The organism is Hyphomonas sp. CACIAM 19H1 (assembly GCF_003325995.1).
GTDB classification, from domain to species: domain Bacteria; phylum Pseudomonadota; class Alphaproteobacteria; order Caulobacterales; family Hyphomonadaceae; genus Hyphomonas; species Hyphomonas polymorpha.
Genome location: NZ_CP016437.1, coordinates 3,753,939 through 3,774,982, shown reverse-complemented (window position 1 = coordinate 3,774,982; position 21,044 = coordinate 3,753,939). Strand labels below are relative to the sequence as shown.

Annotated in this window: 19 protein-coding genes; 16 read left to right on the top strand and 3 right to left on the bottom strand. The window is 62.2% G+C overall.

Annotated features, from left to right (window positions below; translation table 11 throughout):
- Positions 1 to 18 precede the first annotated feature (18 nt).
- On the bottom strand, positions 19 to 786 hold the full coding sequence (locus tag BBF93_RS17745; protein WP_233349201.1) for a DUF4349 domain-containing protein: 768 nt from the start codon (positions 784 to 786) through the stop codon (positions 19 to 21).
- Positions 787 to 1,008: 222 nt separating this feature from the next.
- Entirely contained in the window at positions 1,009 to 2,556 is a 1,548-nt protein-coding gene (locus tag BBF93_RS17740) for an acyl-CoA carboxylase subunit beta (protein ID WP_114106754.1), read from the bottom strand.
- Positions 2,557 to 2,664: 108 nt separating this feature from the next.
- Between BBF93_RS17740 and BBF93_RS17735 the strand changes: the two genes are divergently transcribed.
- The 4 genes from BBF93_RS17735 to BBF93_RS17720 all read left to right on the top strand — a co-directional run bounded on the left by BBF93_RS17735 (position 2,665) and on the right by BBF93_RS17720 (position 6,566).
- On the top strand, positions 2,665 to 2,970 hold the full coding sequence (locus BBF93_RS17735; protein WP_035597726.1) for an SCP2 sterol-binding domain-containing protein: 306 nt from the start codon (positions 2,665 to 2,667) through the stop codon (positions 2,968 to 2,970).
- An 87-nt stretch (positions 2,971 to 3,057) separates the two neighbouring features.
- Positions 3,058 to 4,011 carry an alpha/beta fold hydrolase gene (locus tag BBF93_RS17730; RefSeq protein ID WP_114106753.1) on the top strand — a complete coding sequence of 318 codons (954 nt, stop codon included), beginning with the start codon at positions 3,058 to 3,060 and terminating at the stop codon, positions 4,009 to 4,011.
- A gap of 36 nt (positions 4,012 to 4,047) precedes the next feature.
- Complete coding sequence (locus BBF93_RS17725; protein ID WP_114106752.1) at positions 4,048 to 5,508, top strand: AMP-binding protein; 1,461 nt, start codon at positions 4,048 to 4,050, stop codon at positions 5,506 to 5,508.
- Positions 5,509 to 5,561: 53 nt separating this feature from the next.
- Positions 5,562 to 6,566, top strand: a complete 1,005-nt coding sequence (locus BBF93_RS17720; protein ID WP_114106751.1) for an NAD(P)-dependent alcohol dehydrogenase — start codon at positions 5,562 to 5,564, stop codon at positions 6,564 to 6,566.
- Between the two features lie 34 nt (positions 6,567 to 6,600).
- Here the strand turns inward: BBF93_RS17720 and BBF93_RS17715 are convergent, their stop codons facing one another.
- Positions 6,601 to 8,124: a sodium:alanine symporter family protein gene (locus BBF93_RS17715; RefSeq protein WP_114106750.1), complete on the bottom strand. Its 1,524-nt coding sequence runs from the start codon at positions 8,122 to 8,124 to the stop codon at positions 6,601 to 6,603.
- A gap of 148 nt (positions 8,125 to 8,272) precedes the next feature.
- On the opposite strand from BBF93_RS17715, the gene miaB reads away from it, so the two are divergent.
- From miaB to infB, 12 genes are all read left to right on the top strand, one after another.
- Positions 8,273 to 9,649 (top strand): tRNA (N6-isopentenyl adenosine(37)-C2)-methylthiotransferase MiaB, encoded by a 1,377-nt coding sequence (gene miaB / locus BBF93_RS17710; protein WP_114106749.1) that lies wholly within the window; start codon positions 8,273 to 8,275, stop codon positions 9,647 to 9,649.
- Positions 9,646 to 10,632 (top strand): PhoH family protein, encoded by a 987-nt coding sequence (locus tag BBF93_RS17705; RefSeq protein ID WP_233349200.1) that lies wholly within the window; start codon positions 9,646 to 9,648, stop codon positions 10,630 to 10,632. The genes miaB and BBF93_RS17705 overlap by 4 nt, the downstream gene beginning before the upstream one ends.
- A 7-nt stretch (positions 10,633 to 10,639) precedes the next feature.
- A complete protein-coding gene (ybeY, locus tag BBF93_RS17700) occupies positions 10,640 to 11,092 on the top strand; it encodes an rRNA maturation RNase YbeY (protein ID WP_114106748.1) in 453 nt (150 codons plus the stop codon).
- Between the two features lie 6 nt (positions 11,093 to 11,098).
- Positions 11,099 to 11,956, top strand: a complete 858-nt coding sequence (locus tag BBF93_RS17695; RefSeq protein ID WP_035597743.1) for a CBS domain-containing protein — start codon at positions 11,099 to 11,101, stop codon at positions 11,954 to 11,956.
- Positions 11,957 to 11,962: 6 nt separating this feature from the next.
- The gene (lnt, locus tag BBF93_RS17690; protein WP_035597746.1) at positions 11,963 to 13,606 is read left to right on the top strand and encodes an apolipoprotein N-acyltransferase; all 1,644 of its coding nucleotides are present in this window, start codon (positions 11,963 to 11,965) and stop codon (positions 13,604 to 13,606) included.
- Positions 13,607 to 13,650: 44 nt separating this feature from the next.
- Positions 13,651 to 14,088: a helix-turn-helix domain-containing protein gene (locus BBF93_RS17685; RefSeq protein WP_035597749.1), complete on the top strand. Its 438-nt coding sequence runs from the start codon at positions 13,651 to 13,653 to the stop codon at positions 14,086 to 14,088.
- Complete coding sequence (trmB, locus tag BBF93_RS17680; protein ID WP_114106747.1) at positions 14,078 to 14,779, top strand: tRNA (guanosine(46)-N7)-methyltransferase TrmB; 702 nt, start codon at positions 14,078 to 14,080, stop codon at positions 14,777 to 14,779. The genes BBF93_RS17685 and trmB overlap by 11 nt, the downstream gene beginning before the upstream one ends.
- Before the next feature lie 186 nt (positions 14,780 to 14,965).
- Entirely contained in the window at positions 14,966 to 15,175 is a 210-nt protein-coding gene (locus tag BBF93_RS17675; RefSeq protein WP_035597751.1) for a cold-shock protein, read from the top strand.
- Positions 15,176 to 15,382: 207 nt separating this feature from the next.
- Complete coding sequence (gene rimP, locus BBF93_RS17670; RefSeq protein WP_114106746.1) at positions 15,383 to 15,979, top strand: ribosome maturation factor RimP; 597 nt, start codon at positions 15,383 to 15,385, stop codon at positions 15,977 to 15,979.
- Positions 15,976 to 17,748 (top strand): transcription termination factor NusA, encoded by a 1,773-nt coding sequence (gene nusA / locus BBF93_RS17665; protein WP_114106745.1) that lies wholly within the window; start codon positions 15,976 to 15,978, stop codon positions 17,746 to 17,748. Before rimP ends, nusA begins: the two co-directional genes overlap by 4 nt.
- Positions 17,723 to 18,409 (top strand): RNA-binding protein, encoded by a 687-nt coding sequence (locus tag BBF93_RS17660; protein WP_035597759.1) that lies wholly within the window; start codon positions 17,723 to 17,725, stop codon positions 18,407 to 18,409. Before nusA ends, BBF93_RS17660 begins: the two co-directional genes overlap by 26 nt.
- A gap of 55 nt (positions 18,410 to 18,464) precedes the next feature.
- Positions 18,465 to 21,035 carry a translation initiation factor IF-2 gene (infB, locus tag BBF93_RS17655; protein ID WP_114106744.1) on the top strand — a complete coding sequence of 857 codons (2,571 nt, stop codon included), beginning with the start codon at positions 18,465 to 18,467 and terminating at the stop codon, positions 21,033 to 21,035.
- The last annotated feature ends 9 nt before the right edge of the window (positions 21,036 to 21,044 follow it).

Below are 21,044 nucleotides of genomic sequence, written 5' to 3'. Positions count from 1 at the left end.
ACCTGATCCGGAGACGGATCAGGTAACCGGTTTCTTCTTGCGGATGCGCGGCCAGATGAGCCGCAGCCAGATCCAGAGCAATGCGCCCAGCAGCAGAAGCCAGGGCAGGCCGATGGCAAAGGCTGTCACCACAGCGGCAACGGCGCTGGCGAGATTGTAGAAGAAGCTGCCGAAAGCCTCGCCCAGCGGCTGAAGCGCGCCTTGGGACACAGGATTGATCTTTGTCTCATAGCTGACGGAAAGCTGGCTCATGTCTACCCGCTGGCGTAGCGCGGCGAGGGTGGATTTGAGCGAGTCGATCTCGCCATTGACACGCGCTAGCTCTCGCTCCGTTTCCAGCAGCTCGCCCAACTCGCCCGGACGTTCGGCAAGGAGTTTCTGGAGCCGCTCCTGAAGGGTCTGCTGAGCCTTAAGACGCGCGCCGGTATCTATGATCGAGACGGTCAGGTCCTCGGCGGTTGTCTGGCGATTGGTGATCTCGCCTTTTGCGGCGGTCGCCTCGGCCTCCACGCCGGAAAGGAATGTGTCGATCCAGGCGGGCGTCGCCCGAAGGTTCAGCGAAGCGGAGGCTGAATCTTCCGAATAGGCATTGAGCCAGGAATTGGTCACGATACAGACGGAAGGCCCGGCCGCGTTGCAGGCGGCGATGTGGCCTTGCATGGTGGGTTCAATGGCTTTCACCGGCAGGCGCATCCCGACGCTGTGGGCGTAGGCGATATACTGCTCGGCCACCGGCGCGCCGCCGCCGGCCGTGTCTTGAGCGGCCTCATAAGACGGCTCCGCCATTTTCATCATCATTTCGGCTGGTGCGGGCGCGCCGGGCGAAGAATAACTTCTATCCCCGGGCGCGCCGCACGCGGCCATCATGGCAAGCGGCAATGCCGCCAAAGCAGATTTCCAAAGCATGAGTGATGTCCCTCCCCGATCATCGGGCGTCAGGAGGCATCATCTCCCCGAAAATGGCAAGAGCATGCCCGAAGCAGGGTGGAATCGGGAAGGGCGGCAGGTTCAGGGGCGGAAACCGGTCCGGGTCTCGCCGGCTTCCAGAACGCGCTGGGCATGCTGCATGAAGTCAACCAGCAGGGGTCGGGTCTCGCGCGGATCGATGATTTCCTCCGCAAAGAAACTTTCCGCCGTCCGGAAGGGAGACCGGATGGCGTCGAACTTCCTGTATAGCTGGACCTTCAGGGCTTCGGGATCCTCAGCTTCTGACAGTTCCTTACGGAAGGCAGCTTCAATGCCGCCCGCCATAGGCAGGGAGCCCCAATCGCCGCTTGGCCAGCAATAGCGCCATTTGGTCCGGGACTGGTTCATCATGGCTGACCCGGCGAGCCCGTAAGCCTTGCGGATGACCACCGAGCAGACAGGTACGGTGGCTTGATAAACGGCTGTCATCGCGCGCACGCCTGCGCGGGTGACGCCGGCGGTCTCCGCCTTCACGCCGACGGCAAAGCCGGGGCAGTCCACAAAGTGAATAACAGGAAGGTGGAAGGTGGAGCAGAGGTCCATGTGACGGGTGACTTTGTCACACACATCTGCCGTCCAGGCGCCGTCGAGGAAGAAGGGATCGCCCGCCATGATGCCAACGGCGTGACCGTCAATTCGGGCAAGTCCGGTCACGATGCCCCGGCCCCAATAGGAACCGATCTCGAAAAAGCTGCCCTTATCGACCACCGCCTCGACGATGCGGCGCGGCTTGTAGGGTGTGCGGCCATCGTCCGGGACGATGGAAAGAAGGCTTTCTTCCTTCCGCTTGGGATCGTCTGCTGGCTGAATACGTTCAGGCAGGTGATGCACCGAAGGCGGGAGGTAGGACAGGAATTTCCGGGCCGCGATGAAAGCATCAGCTTCGGTATCGACGACATTGTCGACCGTGCCGTTCTGCCCTTGAATCTTCCAGCCGCCGAGTTCCTCCTTGGTGACATTTTCTCCCAGCGCGATGGCGACGGGCGGGCCGGCTACGAAAACCTGGCTGAGTTCCTTTACCATGACGCTGAAGTGGCTGGCGGCGACCCGGCCGGCGCCCATGCCCGCACAAGGGCCGAGGGCCAGGGAAACGAACGGCACCTGCGTCAGGCCGTGAACGATCTCGTTCCAGCCGGGTGTTTCGGGAATGTAGGTGCGGGGATCTTTCTCCAGCATCTTGACCGAGCCGCCCCCGCCGGTGCCATCGATCATCTGGACAAGCGGCATCCGGTATTCGGCGGCCATCTTGATCGCCTGAACCATCTTTTGCCAGATGGAGGCGTCCGCCGCGCCGCCCCGCACGGTGAAGTCATCAGCCAGAATAACCGTTGGACGACCATCCAGCCGCGCCCGCCCCATGACGGAATTCGAGGGCATGAAGCCTGCCAACTCTTCATCCGCGCCGTAACTCGCCTTTCCGGCGATCTTGCCGATTTCATGGAAGCTGCCGGGGTCTGCCAGGAAGGCGACCCGCTCCCGAACCGTGAGTTTACCGCGTCCGCGCTGGCGCGAAACCGGCTCCTCTCCCCCCATCTCCTCGGCCAGGCGTTCCCGGCGGCGGAGCTCTTCAATCGCTTTTTGCCAACTCATGCATGCCAGTTGATCGATGTGCCGCAAGGCGCGTCAAGGGATTCTTCTTGCCGCGTCCCGCCCGGTTTGCTTTATCCGCTACAGGTATCAATCCAAGGAGGAAGCCTGATGGATCTCGCCCAACTTACTGAGCGCGCAGCAGCAGCGGTTGCTGGCGGCAGCGATTTCAAGAAAAAAGTTAAATTCGACTTCGGCGGCGCCGGCAAGCTGTTCATCGACGGCGCCGCAGGCGTGGCCGACAATTCCGACAGCGCAGCTGACGCTACCATCTCGGTCAGCTGGGATGACTTCACCAAGCTCGCCGCCGGCGCGCTGGACCCGACCATGGCCTTCATGCAGGGCAAACTGAAAGTTGCCGGTGACATGTCCGTCGCCATGCAGCTCCAGTCCCTGATGAAGAAGCTCGCTGGCTGAGCCATCTGATCGAGATCGCTTGACGCATTGGGCCGCCCCGGGGAGACCTGCGGGCGGCTCATTTTTATGGCCCCTGGAGACCGTTGCATGGTGACATCCTCAAGCGACAGAAGCCGCCGGTTTGTCGAAGTGCCGGGGAACCCGGCGCCCCAGGGCGCGGAGATCGTCTGGTTTGAAGGGTCAGAAGGCAGGCGGCTGAGGGCCTGCATTGCCCCGGCGCTTGCGCCGAGCAAGGCGCGCGGCACGGTTATCGTCTGTCCGGGGCGGACCGAGTTCATCGAGAAATATTTCGAGGTCGGCCGAGAACTGCAGCAGATGGGCTTTGCGCTCGTCATTCTGGATTGGCCGGGGCAGGGCTTGTCTGACCGCCTGCTGCCGGACAGCAAGAAGGGTCATATTGACCGGTTCGAAACTTTCATGACGGCGCTGGCAAAGGGCCTTGAGGCGCTCGAAAGCCGGCTTCCCCGCCCTTACGTATCGCTCGCCCATTCGATGGGCGGGGCGATTGCGCTGGCCGCGATTGCCAAAGGCTTGGTGAAGGTGGAGGCCGCCGCCTTCTGCGCGCCCATGTGGGGACTGAAATCACCGTTCCTTGGAATGCGCTACCTTGTCTGGGCCATGCGGGCGACCGGCCGGTCTGGCGACTATGCCATGCAGCCCGGCCCGCCCGAGCGGTTTGAGACAAACATCGTGACCCATGACAAGCGCCGCTGGGATCTGCAACGGGCGTTGATTGATGCGCATCCAGATCTCGAGCTTGGCCCGATCACCTGGGGATGGCTTGGCGCGTCGCTCGACATCTTCTCGACCTTCTCCAAACCCAAGACACTGGCGACGGTGACGGTGCCTGTTTTCGTTGCCTCGGCGGGCGACGAAAAGCTGATCGACAATGCCGCGCATGCGCGCATCGCGGCGCGGCTCAAGGACTGCGAACACATTACCGTGGAGGGCGCCATGCACGAAATCCTGATGGAAACGGATGATCGCAGGGCGGAGTTCTGGGCCGGCTTTCAGAGACTATTGAAACGCGCGGGCATCTGACTTGGCGCAAGAAAAAGATAATGGGAGGAAACATTCATGGCGATCATTTCACTGTCGCGCATCATTGCTCACTGGGTCGCCCAGCAGCCGAACAGAACAATTCTCAGCCATGAGGGCAGAGAGATCAGCTGGTCCGAATTTGAGGCGCGCACCAATCGGCTTGCCCGCGCCTATCAGAAGCTCGGTGTGAAGCAGGATGATTTCGTCACGATTTCCCTGCCGAACGGGATCGAGTTCTTCGAGGCCTGTTTTGCAACATGGAAAGCCGGCGCAACACCTCAGCCGATATCCGCGCGCCTTCCGAAACTGGAACGCGATCAAATCGTGGAGATTGGCGCGCCAAGCCTCGTGGTTGGTGTTCCCGATGGGGAATATCCGCAGACGGCATGTGTTCCGCAGGGCTACCAGCCCGATGCAGACTTGTCAGACGCGCCGCTGCCGGAAGTGACCGCTGCCAGCTTCAAGGCGATGACGTCGGGTGGTTCGACCGGGCGCCCCAAGCTGATCGTCTCCAAACAGCCTGCCGCATCCGATCCAGACGTACCCCTGCTGGAGATCCCCCAGCAGGGCAGCATGCTGATTCCCGGACCGCTCTATCATAACGGCCCGTTTCTCTGGGCCATGACGGCCCTGTTCAAGGGATGCACGATTGTCGTCACCACGCGGTTTGATGCCGAAGAAACCCTGAGGCTGATCGAGAAGCACAAGATCGATGTCGTCTACACCGTGCCGACCATGATGCGCCGCATCTGGGCCCTGCCCGAGGACGTGCGGTCGGCCTATGATCTTTCCAGTCTGAAATCCCTTTGGCATCTGGCGGCCCCGTGCCCGGCCTGGCTGAAGGAATGCTTCATCGAATGGCTCGGTGCGGAGGTGATCTGGGAACTCTATGGCGGCACGGAAGGGCAGGGGTCGACAACCATTCAGGGTACGGAATGGCTGAAGCATAAAGGGTCGGTCGGCAAGCCGGTGGAGACCTGCGAGATGAAGATCGTCGGCGAGGATGGCCAGACCTTACTGCCACGCGAGGTGGGCGAAGTATTCATTCGCCCGCTAGCGGGCGCCGGTACCACCTATCGCTATATCGGCGCGGACGCGAAGGCCATCGATGGTGGCTGGGAAAGCCTGGGAGACCTCGGCTGGATGGACGAGGACGGCTACCTTTACCTCTCCGACCGGCTGTCTGACATGGTGATCGTTGGCGGCGCCAATATCTATCCGGCAGAGGTGGAAGCCGCGATCGAGGCTTATCCCGGGGTCAGATCGTCAGCCGTCATCGGATTGCCGGATGAGGACATGGGCGCGCGGCTCCACGCCGTGATCGACCGGCCGGAGGGGCCGGTGGAGGAGGTCGTCATGCTTGCGCATCTCGCCGAGCGCCTGGTCCGTTACAAGATCCCGAAAAGCTTCGAATACACCGCCGAAGCGGTGCGGGATGATGCCGGCAAGGTCCGCCGCAAGGCTTTACGCGAGGCAAGGCTCGCCGCTTCCTCTTGACTTCCCCAAGGGCGCTATAGGTCCCGTCCTGCCACATCCAGGGAGGACAAGACATGAAAGTAGCAGCCGTAAAGAAGCCCGGCGGGCTCCAGAACCTCGTGATCGAGACGCGGGACGACCCGAAGCCGAAGGCCGGAGAAGTTCTGGTCCGCGTACGCGCAAGCTCGCTCAACTATCACGACTTCGCCGTCGTGCTGGGCGGCATCCCAACGCCGGATGGCCGCATTCCGATGTCGGATGGCGCCTGCGAAGTCGTCGCCCTTGGCGAGGGTGTCACCAAATGGAAAGTGGGTGACAAGGTCCTCTCGCTTTTCTTCCCCGGCTGGCAGTCAGGCCAGATCGAAGCAGCGGGATTTGCCAGCGTGCCCGGCGACGGCGCTGACGGCTTTGGCGCCGAACTCGTCGCCGCGCCTGAGACCGCGTTCACGCGCATGCCGGCTGGCTGGAGCTTTGAGGAAGCAGCCACACTTCCCTGCGCGGCGCTGACCGCCTGGCGCGGCATGTTCGTGGAGACCAAGACCAAGCCAGGTGACTGGGTGCTGGTTCAGGGCACGGGCGGGGTTTCCATCTTCGCGCTGCAATTTGCCAAGATGGCCGGGGCCCGCGTAATTGCGACGTCCTCGTCCAATGAGAAGATGGAACGTCTGAAAGCGCTCGGCGCCGATCACGTCATCAATTACAAGGAAACCCCGGAATGGGGCCGCAAGGCCTTCGAGTTGACCGGTGGCCGCGGCGTTGACGAAGTGGTCGAGATCGGCGGACCGGGCACCATGGCCCAGTCCATCAATGCGTGCCGTCCGGGCGGGCATATCTCGCTGATCGGTGTGCTCACCGGCGTGTCGGGGGAGGTGCCAACCGCCGCTCTGTTCTCCCGCAACATCACGGTGTCCGGCATCACGGTCGGTTCACGCCGCCATCAGGAAGACATGGTGGATGCCATCGAAGCCTCGAACATGCGTCCAATTATCGACAGCAAGTTCCCGCTGGATCAGATCGCCGCCGCCTTTGCCCATCAGGCAAGCCAGAAGCATTTCGGCAAGATCGTCCTGACGATCTGACCTTCAGCGAAAACGTGACGCGCAGAACGCCCGCCTATTCGGCGGGCGTTTCTTTTATGCGCAGGTCCTCAATGAGGCTGTCACCGTCTGCGGTTTCGGGATCCCCGTTTGCCTTGTGGATGCCATACACCACACCCGACAGCAGCAGGATGGCAAGCAGATTGGGCAGGGCCATGGAGGCGTTGGCAATATCGCCAAACAACCAGACGATGTTCACCTCGGCCATCGCGCCGATGAAAATGATGATCACCCAGATGTAGCGGAAGGGCTTCGTCGCCCATTCGCCGACGAGAAAAGTCACGGCCTGTTCGGCATAGTAGGACCATCCGATGATCGTGGTGAATGCAAAGAGGGCAAGACACAGGGTCACGAGCCATCCGCCGACCGGTCCGGGAACGGCGTCGGTGAAGGCCTGATTGGTCAGCGTCGCCGGGTTGTGGCCCTCCGCCATCCACATATGGGTCGTGGTTTCACCTGCCCATTCCTTGAACTGCGCCGCCGTGGCCCAGCTGCCCTCGGCGGTCAGTATGACGAGCGCGGTCATGGTGCAGAGGACCATCGTATCGATGAAGACCCCGATCATGGCGATCTCGCCCTGCTTGGCGGGGTTTTTCATCTGCGAGGCGGCGTGCGCGATCGGGGCGGAGCCCTGGCCGGCTTCGTTCGAGAACAGGCCGCGCGCCACACCAAAGCGAATCGCAGAGAGAACGGCGTAGCCTGCGAGGCCGCCGGCGGCCTGGTTCAGGCCAAAGGCGGAAGAGAAGATCATCCCGAAAGCGCCGGGAATGTATTGCAAGTTGAGAAGCAGGATAACGATACAGGCGATAATGTAGAGGGCGGCCATCGTCGGCACGAGGCTGCCCGCCACGCGGCCAATGGATTTGATGCCGCCCACGATCACGGCGAAGACCAGGCCCGCCAGAATGAGGCCCAGCACCCAGAGCGGAATGCCGATACCGCCATCCGAAAACGCCGAATGAATGTTCGCTGTCAGGCTGTTGGCCTGGATCATGCCGCCGGTGGCCGTAGCGGAGAACAATGTGCCGACGCAGAAAATCGCGGCCAGCCAGGTCCAGTTCTTTCCGAGGCCTTTCTTGATGTAATACATCGGGCCGCCATTGATGCGGCCGTATTCATCAATCTCGCGGTATTTGATTGCCAGCGAGCTTTCGGCGAAGGCGAGCGCCATGCCGAAGATTGCCGTTACCCACATCCAGAAGATTGCCCCGGGGCCGCCCAGCGTCAGGGCGGTGGCCACGCCAACGATGTTACCTGTGCCAACCTGGCCGGAAAGAGCTGTGGAGAGTGCCTGGAAGGGCGTGATGGCGGCAGGGTCGCCGTTACCCTTGCGGCCTTTCCAGACCTCAACGAGGGCTGGGATAAACCGGAGCAGGGGCCGGCCGCCAAGGCGAAGCATGAAGTAAAGGCCAGTCCCGAGCAGAATAACGGCGATAGGGCCGACAGGCAGAACCTGTTCCCCGCCCCATTCTCCGCCCCAGATGAAGCCGCTGACATTGTGTACGCCAGTCTCTAGGCTGGCATAGAAATTTTCGAACATGAACAGAGGGCCTCCCCGGCGCCAAAGGTGTCAATTTGGGGGCACACTAGCCCGCTTCTCTCACCTGTGAAGCCTAAAGCTGCTGTAGGTCGTGCCGCGTGGAGGAAGGTTCTTTCAGCTTGCCCGCTTTTGAGGCATAAGCCGCCAGATGACCGGCACCCCCGAAGAAAAGAGCCTGAAGGGCCTGTTTATCAGGACCTATGGCTGCCAGATGAATGTGTATGATTCCGAGCGCATCCGCGATGTGCTGCGGCCCTTGGGCTATGCGCCCGTGGAAGCCCCGGAAGCGGCCGATCTCGTGGTCGTTAACACCTGCCATATCCGCGAGAAGGCGACTGAGAAGGTCTATTCCGAACTTGGCCAGCTCAAGCGGATGAAGGAAGCCTCCGGCGGGCGCATGACGATTGCCGTGGCCGGATGCGTTGCCCAGGCCGAAGGCGAGGAGCTTATCCGCCGCCAGCCCGCCGTGGACCTGGTGCTTGGCCCGCAGGCCTATCACAAGCTGCCGGAAATGATCGCCCGCGCCAGCCGCGCCATCGGCGACCGTCTGGAAACCGAATTCGACACCATCGAGAAGTTCGATGCCCTGCCCAAGACCCGTGAGGTCGATGGGCCCACAGCGTTCGTCTCGGTGCAGGAAGGCTGTGACAAGTTCTGCACCTTCTGTGTGGTGCCCTATACGCGCGGCGCTGAAATCTCCCGCCGCGTGGACGATATCGTCTTCGAAACCCGCAGCCTTGCCTCGCAGGGCGTGCGTGAGATCACCCTGCTGGGCCAGAACGTGAATGCGTTCCATGGCCCGGCACCGGTGATCGAGGGCGGGGATGATTGGACGCTTGGCCAGCTTTGCCGGCATTTGTCCAAAATCGGCGGCATTGAGCGCATCCGCTACACCACCAGCCATCCGCGCGACATGGATGATGACCTGATCTCCGCTCATGGAGATACACCGGCGCTGATGCCGTTCCTGCATCTGCCGGTTCAGTCAGGCTCTGACCGCATTCTCAAGGCCATGAACCGAGGGCACACAGCCGACCATTACCGGGACATCATTGCCCGTGTGCGCCAGGCGCGGCCCGACATCGCCGTCGCCTCAGATTTCATCGTCGGTTTTCCAGGCGAGAGCGACGCAGACTTCGAGGCGACGATGCAGCTCGTTCGGGATATTGGCTACGCCATTGCCTATTCCTTCAAATACTCCTCTCGCCCCGGCACACCGGCCGCCGAAATGCATGGGCATCTCTCCGAAGTGGTAAAGGACGAGCGGCTTCAAGCCCTGCAGGGTCTGCTGCGGGAGCAGCAGACCGAGTTCAATGCGTCGCAGATCGGCAAATCGCTGCCTGTTCTGGTAACCGGCAAAGGCCGCAACCCGGGACAGATGCATGGCCGTTCGCCTTATCTGCAAGCGGTGCATTTCGAGGGGCCGGAAAGCCTCAATGGGAAGATTGTGGACGTGAAAATTGTCGGCGCCAGCCTCAATTCGCTTACCGGTGAACTGATGCGTGTGCCTGAGGCGGTCCTGTGACCGGGAAACGCCGATCCCCTTCAGAGCCCGAAGCGAAAACCGTCAGCCGTCTCTATGAGGTGCGCGAGGCCGAACGTCTGCGCGATCTCTGTGGGCCGCATCACCGGCATCTGACCCTTCTGGAAACCCGGCTCAAAGCCTACGGGCTGCAGGCCGAAAGCCAGGGCGGCGGCATCCGGCTGAGCGGCACGGATGAGGGCGTTTCCATCGCTGAAGCCGCGCTCGCGGATTTTGAGCGCCGCCTGCGTGGCGGCGGCGAGCCCAGTGAAATGGAGCTGGACGGCGCCCTGCAGGCGGCCCAGTCGCCCACCCAATCCTTCTCTGCCCTGCGCGGCCTGAAGAAGTCTGTCACCGCGATGACCCGCGGCCAGGCGAAATATCTGGACGTGCTGGCGAACCCTGACAATGCGCTGGTTTTTGGCGTCGGCCCTGCCGGTACAGGCAAGACATACCTTGCCGTGGCCACCGGCGTTGCCGAACTCAATGCCGGCATCCGCCAGCGCCTCATCGTCACGCGGCCGGCCGTTGAAGCAGGCGAAAAGCTCGGCTTCCTGCCCGGCACGCTGGAAGAGAAGGTCGACCCCTACATGCTGCCCATCTGGGACAGCCTGCGCGAACTGATGGGGCAGGAGCAGATGGAGCGCCGGATGGCGCGCGGGGAAATCGAAGTGGCCCCGATCGCCTTCATGCGCGGCCGCACTCTGAAGAATGCGTTCGTGATCGTTGACGAAGCGCAGAATACAACGGCTGCTCAGATGAAGATGGTGCTGACCCGTCTGGGCCGCGACAGCCGCATGGTCATTACCGGCGATCCCGATCAGGTGGACCTTCCGGGCAATCAGGAGTCCGGCCTCAAACAGGCATTGCGGATCCTGGAGCGGGTTGAAGGCATCTCGGTTCAACGGCTGACGGCTGCTGATGTGGTCCGGCATGGGTTGGTCAGCCGGATCATCGACGCCTACGCCGCCGCGGGGCAGGGCTGAGACCGCCATGATCAGTTTCGACCTTATTGTCGAGGATGACAGTTGGAGCGCGCTGGGAGATCTCGACGCGCTTTGCCGCAAAGCCTTTGACGCTGCCCGCGCGGTTGCCCCTGTGGACGAGGGCAATCTGGCGCTTCTGCTGACCGGGGACGACACCCTTCACCAGCTCAACCGCGAGTTTCGCGGGAAGGACAAGCCGACCGATGTGCTTTCCTTCCCCTCGCTGCCAATGGACCGGCCTTTCCTCGGTGACATCGCTGTCGCCCTGGGCGTTTCGGCAAATGACGCCGAAATTCAGGGGAAGAAGCTGGCAGACCACCTTGTTCATCTGCTGATCCATGGATACCTGCACCTCCTCGGATTCGATCACGAGACGGATGAAGAAGCCTCAGAAATGGAAGCGTTGGAAATAAAGGCGCTTGCAACCCTCGGCATAGCTAATCCATACCAGACTGACTGACCGGAAATGAGCGATTCAGACCCCTCCGACGCGGCCCCTTCTGGCCGATTGCGTAGCTTCTTCGGATTCCGGAAGAAGGCGGCAGAACCTGTGAATACCGGCAGGGATGCCGAGCCAACCGATGCGCCACAGGTCATGCGGCTACGGCTTGCCGAGTTCGAAGAATTGCGCGTTGACGACGTGATGGTGCCCCGGGCCGACATCAAGGCTGTGGAAGCGGGGATCGACTTCCAGGAACTTCTGGAGGTCTTCGCAGAAGTTACCCACTCGCGCCTCCCGGTCTTCCGGGAAACGCTGGATGATCCGATCGGCTTTGTTCACATCAAGGATCTTGTGACCGAACTGGCCAAAGGCGGAACGCCGCCCCGCCGCCCGCTGGAGCGAATGCACCGGGAAGTGCTCTACGTTCCCCCCTCGATGAAGCTGACCGATCTTCTGGTGAAGATGCAGGCGACCCGCATTCATCTGGCGTTGGTTGTGGACGAGTATGGCGGCACCGATGGTTTGCTGACGCTGGAAGATCTCGTTGAAGTTATCGTCGGTGACATCGAAGACGAACACGATGATGAAGAGGCGATGTTCGTGCGCCGCAGCCCCCGTTTGTGGGAGGCTGATGCACGCATGGAGATCGAGGATTTCCAGGAAGAGTCCGGGGTGGACCTCAGCCTGGATGATCTGGATGCGGACATTGATACGCTGGGCGGCGTGGCCTTTGCCCTTGCCGGGAAGGTTCCGGCCAGGGGGGAAGTTCTGCGCCATCCGGGCGGAACAGAGATTGAAATCGTTGATGCGGACTCGCGGCGCGTTCGCCGCCTGCGTCTGCGTCTGCCAGAGCCCCCGCCGCAGCCTGCTGCCGAGGAGTAGAGTTAAATGAGCAAAGCTGTGCGCAGCCATGGATTCACTGCGCTTGGGCCTTTGCATGAGGCCTTCGCGCGCCTTTCGGGGCTGCCGGCTCTGGCTGCTGCGTTTGCGCTCGGCGCGCTGTCTGCGGTCGCCTTCGCGCCTTTTCATTTCAGCGCCGTGCTGGTCATTTCCTTCACCGGCATTGTCTGGATGATTGACGGCGCGCGCGCCCAGGCCCGCTGGGGCAGGGCGGTGTTTCTGCGCGGATGGGCCTTCGGAACGGGTTTCTTCCTGATCAGCCTTCACTGGACGGCCATGCCTTTCCTGGTCGATCCGGCGCGGACGATCTGGTTCATCTGGATGCCGCTGATTCTGCTGCCGGCAGGCATGGCGATCATCTGGGGCGTCTTCACCGCCATGGCAGGCGCATTCTGGTCGGCCTCACCCTCGCGCGTTTTCATCTTCTCCCTCTTCTTCGCCCTTGCGGAGTTTACCCGGGGCCATCTCTTCGGCGGTTTCCCCTGGAATCTTCCGGGCACGACCTGGATTCCGGGCGGTGCGCTTTCGCAGGCCGCGTCCCTGGGCGGCGTTTACTGGCTGACCCTGATGACCGTGTTCATCATGGCTTCCCCGGCTGCGCTGGTTGATACGCGCGACGCGCGCGGTATTCCGGTTCGGGTCGCGCCCGCGCTGGTTTCTGTCGTGGCGCTTGCGCTCGGCTGGGCCTGGGGGGCAAACCGCACCGAAGAAACCTCTCCGCTCACCGATCAGGCGGTTGTGGTGATGGACGCGGGCGTTCCGCAGGACAAATGGGACACGCTGGGGCCTGATCCGGTTCTTTATGAATACCTGCGTATGCTGACCTATCCTGACAGCCGTCCGGGCGACATCGTCGTCTGGCCCGAAGCGGCGGTGCCAGCCTATTTGCTGCAGGACGCCAACGCGCTGGACGCGATTGCAGCCTATATCGGCCAGCGCAAGCTGATCGCAGGCACGACGCGCTATGAGCTGACGACCACTGACAGCCGGACATATTATAACAGCCTCGCGGTGATGGATGAGACCGTCAATCAGACCGGGCCGCTGGCGCTTTATGACAAGCACCGGCTTGTCCCGTTCGGCGAACTCGCTGCCATCAATTTCATTCCCTATGGGCCCCAGCTCAGCGGGATGCTGCCGCCGACGGTCCAGCGGCTTGCCGCAGATGGGTTCCGGCCAGGGGCCGGGGCCACCGCGATCGATACGGGCGGCCTGCCGGCCTTTGTCGCGCTGATCTGTTATGAAGGCCTGTTCCCGGAAATCTCGCGCGGGGTGAACCTGACTGACCGGGCGCAGTGGATGGTCCTGATCTCCAATGATGCCTGGTTCGGGCGCGGGATGGGGCCAGCGCAGCATTACGCCCAGAACCGCTACCGCTCGATCGAGACGGGCCTGCCCCTGGTTCGAGCGGCTAATCGGGGCACGTCCGGCATTGTGGACGGCTATGGCCGCGAGATCATGCGGACCATTCCGGCTGAAACGGCGCCGGAGGGCTGGTCGACATCATATGGCCGGGCGCGGCTGCCCGTGGCCGCCGAAGTGACCCTGTTCCAGAGCCGGATTGGCGCGGCACTGTTCTGGATTTCGCTCTGCTTGTTCGCGCTACTGGCCTTCGCGACCTGGAGACGGTAAGGGCATTTCTTTGCGGAAATGCGCGGCGCGCCCAGGATCAGGTCATGTCAGAAAGCAAATTGCCGAGTGATATTGACCGCATCGTCGGAGAAAACATCTACCGCCAGCGCCGCAGGCTGAAACTCACACAGGAAAGACTGGGCGAATTGCTGGGTCTGACCTTTCAGCAGGTGCAAAAGTACGAAAAGGGCGTGAACCGGGTTTCCGCCGGCCGCCTGTATGAGATTGCGAACGTGCTGGAAGTTCCCGTCGGCTTCTTCTTCGAAGGGGCCGGTGCGCCCTCCTTCCGGGAAGCACCGGGATTGGCCGAGGACACCGAGGAGCCCCGCATCGCGATTTTGTCCGATGAGGTGCTTCAACTGATCGACGCTTTCCAAAAGATCAATGACGCCTCCTTGCGCCGCTCCCTGCTGGCCACCATTCAGGCGGCCGCCTCGGCCTTTGAAACCCGCGCAACGCAGCAGGAACAGTATGAGCAGTAGCGCAGAAGACAGCCAGTTCCGGGACCGGCCGCTGCGCAGTTTTGGCCGGACAGGCGGGCGCCCTCTCTCTCCCCGGCAGAAAACGCTGATGGCTGAGACGCTGGATGCCTGGCGTATCCTTGAGGGCGAAGACCCCATTGATCTTGCTGGGCTTTTCCCGGGAATGACGGCCTTTTGGCTGGAAATCGGTTTTGGCGGCGCCGAGCATATGATCGCTCAGGCAGGCCGCAGTCCGGACACCGGCATCGTCGGCTGCGAACCCTTTCTCGAAGGGGTGGCTAAGGCCCTTGCCGGGATTGAGGATACGGGCGCCGGCAATATTCGCCTCTGGCCGGATGACGCGCGCCCGCTGATCGCGCGCCTGCCGGATCAGAGCCTTGACCGGACCTTCATCCTTTTTCCGGACCCATGGCCCAAGCGTCGCCAGCATAAGCGCAGGCTGGTGCAGCCGGCATTCCTGGACGCGCTCTACCCGAAACTGAAGCCCGGCGGCCATCTCCGCTTTGCCACGGATGTGAAAAGCTATGCCGATGAAGCGTTGCTGACTTTCCTCACCGATGGCCGCTTTGAATGGCTGGCGCAGGCCGCCGATGACTGGCGCGTTTCCCCGGCTGATCATGTGACGACCCGCTACGAATCCAAGCAGCTGGGGGATTGCCGGCCGGTCTGGTTCGACTTCCGGATTCGTTGATCTGACGGTGGTTCTTGACGAAAACCCCCGTACATGCGCAAATCTAGGCTATCGAAACCGGTCGGTCTGAATATCAAGACCCCGTCAGACCGACGGCAATGACTTTCCCTCCTCCGAGTTTCGACAGGCACCGCAAGGCGTAATTCCGCGTCTGCGCGGCCGACGGAACGGCAAAGGAAAGCCATTATGGCAACCGGCAAAGTAAAATGGTTCAACGATCAGAAGGGCTTCGGCTTCATCAAGCCGGATGATGGCGGCTCGGACGTTTTCGTCCACATTTCTGCTGTCGAGCGCTCGGGCCTCAAAACCCTCGCTGAGAACCAGTCGATCTCCTACGAGCTCTACAAAGACGAGCGCCGCGGCAAGACCTCGGCTGTGGACCTGAAAGTCCTTTAAGTCTTTATCTGACCTCCTCGGGAACAGATCGCGGCGGCTTCCGGAAGGAAGCCGCCGTTTGCTTTTGGGTTTCTCTGCAGACCCGGCACACACCCCCTCGACATCCCTATCAATTGCGACTATCTAGCCGCCAAGTCGAAATATATCGGCGGCGGGTCCGGAAACGGGTCCGCCGCTTTTCGTTAGCCCGGAGCCTGCCCCCTACTCATGATCGTTCTGACCGAACAGGAACGCCGTCTTCTTTCGCTGGTCCAGCCTGTGGCTGAGGGCATCGGGATGGAAATCGTGCGCCTGCGCGTCCAGGGAGGGCGCCGCCCGCACCTGCAGATCATGGCCGAACGAGCAGGGGGCGCGCCCACGGATGTGGAAGATTGCGCACGGCTTTCGCGGGCGCTTTCGCCCACGCTGGACGCCGCAGACCCGATTTCCGAAGCCTATACGCTGGAAGTATCAACGCCGGGCATCGACCGGCCGCTGACGCGCCCCGGCGACTTTGCCCGCTGGATCGGCCATGCCGTGAAGATTGAACTGGCGCGCCCGATTGATGGCCGCCGCCGCTTCACCGGCGTCATCACCGGCGAAGACCAGGATGGCGCCCGTATCGAGCTTGACGATGAGACCGAACTCGTTGCGGGCATTCACGAAATGAGCCGGGCGAGCCTCGTGCTCACGGACGAACTGATTGAAGCCGCACGCGCTGCCGGGAACCTGCCGCCGCAGCCGGAAGATGATGAAGAATCCCTCGCCGATTTCGAGATCGACGAGTCCGAAGACGAAGATGAAGAGACAGGAGATGTCCAATGAGCGCCATCGGCGTTTCAGCCAACCGGCTTGAAATCCTGCAGATCGCCAAGGCGGTTGCCGAGGAGAAGTCGATTGACCAGCGTATCGTCATCGAGGCGATGCAGGAGGCAATCGAAAAGGCCGCCAAGGCCAAGTACGGCCAGGAGCATGACATCCGGGCCCGGATCGATGCGGCGACCGGCGAACAGACGCTGTGGCGCGTGCAGACGGTTGTGGCCGATGAAGAGTTCGAAGACGAAGCCAAGCAGCTGCGCCTCTCTGAAGCCAAGCGGATCGACCCCTCGCTGGAGCCGGGCAGCGAGCTGAAGGAAGAACTGCCGCCGTTCGATTTCGGCCGCGTGGCGGCCCAGACCGCCAAGCAGGTGATCACGCAGAAAGTGCGCGATGCCGAGCGTGAGCGCCAGTATAATGAATACAAGGACCGTGTTGGCGAGATTGTCTCCGGCATCGTCAAGCGCGTCGAGTATGGCCATGTGATCGTCGATCTCGGCCGCGCCGAAGGCATCATCCGCCGCAATGACGGTATCCCGCGCGAGAACTTCCAGCCGAACGACCGCGTCCGGGCTTACCTCTACAAGGTGAGCCGCGAAGTGAAGGGCCCTCAGATATTCCTGTCGCGCGCAGCGCCGGACTTCATGCGCAAGCTGTTCGCCCAAGAAGTGCCGGAAGTCTATGAAGGCGTCATTCAGATCAAGGCTTGTGCCCGCGATCCGGGTAGCCGCGCCAAGATCGGCGTGATCTCCAATGACAGTTCGATCGATCCGGTCGGCGCCTGTGTCGGTATGCGCGGCGCGCGTGTCCAGGCGGTTGTCGGCGAGCTTTCGGGCGAGAAGATCGACATCATCCCGTGGAGCTTCGACGCGGCAACGTTCATCGTGAACGCGCTGCAGCCGGCAGAAGTCTCGAAGGTTGTGCTCGATGAAGATGAGCGCCGGGTTGAGGTTGTCGTGGCCGACGACCAGTTCCCGCTCGCCATCGGCCGCCGCGGTCAGAACGTGCGTCTGGCCTCCCAGCTTACCGGCTGGCAGATCGACCTGATCACTGAGTCGGCAGATTCCGAGCGCTTCCAGAAGGAATTCCAGGAGCGTACCGAACTCTTCATGAAAGCTCTGGATGCGGATGAAACGCTTGCCCAGCTGCTGGCCTCTGAAGGTTTCGAGTCGGTTGAAGAGATCGCCTATGTCGCCCCGGATGATTTCATCACGATCGAGGGTTTCGACACCGATGTGGCCGAAGAGCTGCAGGAGCGCGCCCGCGAATATCTTGAGCGCGTCGCCGCCGAAAACGATGCCAAGCGCCGGGAACTCGGCGTGACGGACGAAGTTATGGCGCTGGAAGGCATGACGCCGTCCTTTGCCGTGAAGCTCGGCCAGGAAGGCGTGACGACGGTTGAGGATGTCGCCGGTCTCGTGCCCGATGACATCACCGGCTATCGCGAGCCGGGTCCGGACGGGAAACCCGTCTGGGTCGAGGGCATCCTCAAGAAAGGCGAAATGCGCAAGGACGACGCCAATCTGTTTGTGATGAAGGCGCGCGTTGCAGCTGGCTGGATCGAGCCGGAAGCCATCGAGGAAATGCTGGCGCAGCAACAGTCGACTGAAGCAGCCCCTGAGCTGACCGAAGAGGAGCGTGCGCTCCTTGCCCTCGGTGAGCTGGGCAATTCGGGCGATGATGATGAAGAGGAAGAGGCCCTTGCCGAGGAACTCGGCATTGATCTCTCCGAGCTTGAATCGGAGGGCGGCGATGACGAAGCCGCATCCCGAGAGTGATCCGCGCCTGATCGCAGACAATTCGGAAGATGGTCCGGGCGAGGAGGATGCCTCCTCGCCCGAGCGCCAGTGCGCGGTTACTCGCGAGCGGCTGCCGAAGGCGGCCATGCTACGCTTTGTGCTCTCGCCTGATGGTGTTGTGACGCCGGACATTCAGGAGCGCCTGCCGGGCAGGGGCGTCTGGGTGAAGGCTGACCGGGGCGCGGTTGAGATTGCCACCAAGAAGGGAGCTTTCGCGCGCGGGTTCAAATCTCAGGTCACGGTGCCTGAGGGGCTCGCCGATCTGGTCGAGCGCCTGTTGCTCAAGCGCTGTGTCGACACGCTGGGCCTTGCGCGCAAGGCCGGGCAGGCCATATGCGGATATGATCAGGTGCGCGATGCGCTGCGGGATGGATTCCCGGCCTTCCTGCTTGAAGCGGCCGATGGTGCGGAAGATGGCCGCTCGAAGGTATATTTTCTCGCAAAAGCCCTATATAGCGACGTGAAAGTCGCCGGAGCGCTCAGCGCACCGGAATTGGGCATGGCATTTGGACGCGACCGTGTGATACATGGGCTCGTCCGTAGGGGGCCCATCGCGGATTCCTGGGAGATCGCCTATCGGCGCCTCACCGGATTTCGGGAGGCACCAGAGCTGACCTGGTTCCAGGAAACGGGCCGATAACGGAAACTGCCGGAACACAGAGGTGTTTCGGTGTAATGTGTGATATGTAGGACGAATGAGCGATACGAACGATCAAGGCAATTCCGGCGGGCGCAAGCCATTGACTGTGGTGCGGAAGACCTCCGGCACGGTCAAGCAGAGCTTCAGCCATGGGCGCTCCAAACAGGTGGTCGTCGAGACCAAGAAGCGCCGCCCGGTGTCTGCCGGGGGCGGGCAGGGTGGCGGCGACGCCGGCCCGGCAACGCCGTCTGCTGCCGACGCAATGGAAGCAAAGCTGGTCGCGCTCGCTGCCAAGCTCGGGATCACGGTTGCCGAACTCAAAGCCCGGCAGAAGGTGCTCGAGCAGCGCAAGGCCGAAGAGGCCGCGCGCGCAAAGGATAATGAGCGCGAGAAGGCCGCCCAGGATCGCCTGCGCAACGAACAGGAACGCAAGCAGCAAGAAGCGCGGGAACGCGAAGAGGCCGAGGCGCGCCGCCGGGCTGAGGAGGAGGCTGCCAAGATAGCCGCCGAGGCAGCTGCCCGTGAGCAGCGCGTGGAACGTCCTACGAAGTCGGCTCGCCCCGCACCTGCCGTTCAGACCCCTCCGGCCGCCGGAGCAGAAGAAGCCGATGCCGGGCGTCCCAAGCGGGGCGGCGGAAGCCCCAGCAAGCCAGCGCGCGACGATCGCGCCGAGCGTGCCCGGGAAGTGGCCACCAAGGCGTCGCGCGATGCCGGTGAACGCCGCCGTGGCAAGCTGACGATTGCTTCGGCCCTGGGGGACGATGCAGACCGTCAGCGGTCGCTCGCCTCGGTCCGCCGGGCGCGCGAGCGGGAGCGCGAACGCCGTATTGGCGGCGCCGATCACCGCGACAAGGTTTCGATCGAAGTCACGCTGCCGGAAACGATTACCCTCCAGGATCTCGCCCAGCGTATGAACGAGCGCGTCGCTGACGTCGTGAAATTCATGTTCAAGCAAGGCGAAATGCTGCGCGGCAACGATATCATCGACGCCGACATGGCAGAGCTGATCGCTGGCGAATTCGGCCACACCGTGAAGCGCGTCTCTGAAGCCGACGTTGAAATCGGCCTTGAGGGCGCGGACGACCGTGAGGAAGATCTGCAGCCGCGCGCGCCGATCGTCACCATCATGGGCCACGTCGACCACGGCAAGACCTCGCTGCTCGACGCGCTCCGCAAGACGGACGTGGCTGGCGGAGAGGCTGGCGGCATCACCCAGCATATCGGCGCCTATCAGGTTCAGCTGAAATCCGGCGAGCGGATCACGTTCCTGGATACTCCTGGCCACGCCGCCTTCACGGCGATGCGCGCCCGCGGTGCCAACGCCACCGATATCGCCGTTCTGGTGGTTGCGGCGGACGATTCCATCAAGCCGCAGACGATTGAGTCCATCAGCCATGCCAAGGCGGCCGGTGTGCCCATCGTTGTGGCAATCACCAAGTCTGACCTGCATGACGCCAACCCGGACAAGGTCATCACCGACCTTCTGCAACATGACATTCAGGTCGAATCCATGGGGGGTACGACGCAGGCCGTGAAAGTGTCGGCCAAGACCGGCTTTGGTCTTGATGAACTGACCGATGCGATTTCGCTGCAGGCCGAAGTGCTCGAACTGAAAGCCAACCCCAACCGCCCCGCCGATGGCGTGGTGATCGAGAGCAAGCTCGACAAGGGCCGCGGCCCGGTCGCTACGGTTCTGGTCAAACGCGGTACGCTCAAGCGCGGCGACATCGTCGTTGCAGGCGGCAATTGGGGCAAGGTGCGCGCGCTCGTCGATGAGCGTGGCCAACAGCTTGCCGATGCCGGTCCGTCGCTTCCGGTGGAAGTGCTCGGTCTGGACGGGGCGCCTGATCCTGGTGACGTGTTTGTCGTGGTCGAGAACGAGTCCCGCGCCCGCGAGATCACGGAATACCGTGTCCGGACGAAGCGCCAGATTGCCGGCAACGCATCTGTCGCAGCCCGTGCATCGCTTGACCAGCTGATGAACCGTCTCAAGGATGGTGCCGTCGAGACCAGCGAACTGCCGATCGTTCTCAAGGGCGACGTGCAGGGGTCTGTCGAGGCGATCACCATGTCGCTCGAGAAGATTTCGACCGAAGAAGTCCGCGCCAAGGTCATCCACGGCGCTGTCGGCGGTATCTCCGAATCCGATGTTCTGCTCGCCCGTTCGTCGGGTGCGCCGATCTTCGCGTTCAACGTCCGCGCCAACAAACAGGCGCGTGACCTGGCCGAGCGTGAAGGCGTCGAGATCCGCTACTATTCGGTGATCTACGATCTGCTCGACGATGTGAAATCGACGCTGTCGGGCATGCTCGCCCCGGAGAAGCGGGAGACCTTCCTCGGCTATGCCGATATTCTGGAAGTGTTCAACATCACCAAGGTTGGCAAGGTTGCCGGCTGCCGGATTTCCGAGGGCAAGGTCATGCGGGGCTGCGGCGTGCGCCTGCTGCGCGACAACGTCGTTATCCACGAAGGCAAGCTCAAGACGCTCAAGCGCTTCAAGGACGAAGTGTCCGAGGTCAATGCCGGTATGGAATGCGGTATGGCGTTCGAGCGCTATGACGATATCCGCGTCGGCGACAAGATCGAGTGCTTCCAGGTCGAGGAAATCGCAAGAACGCTTGCGTAACCCTTCGAT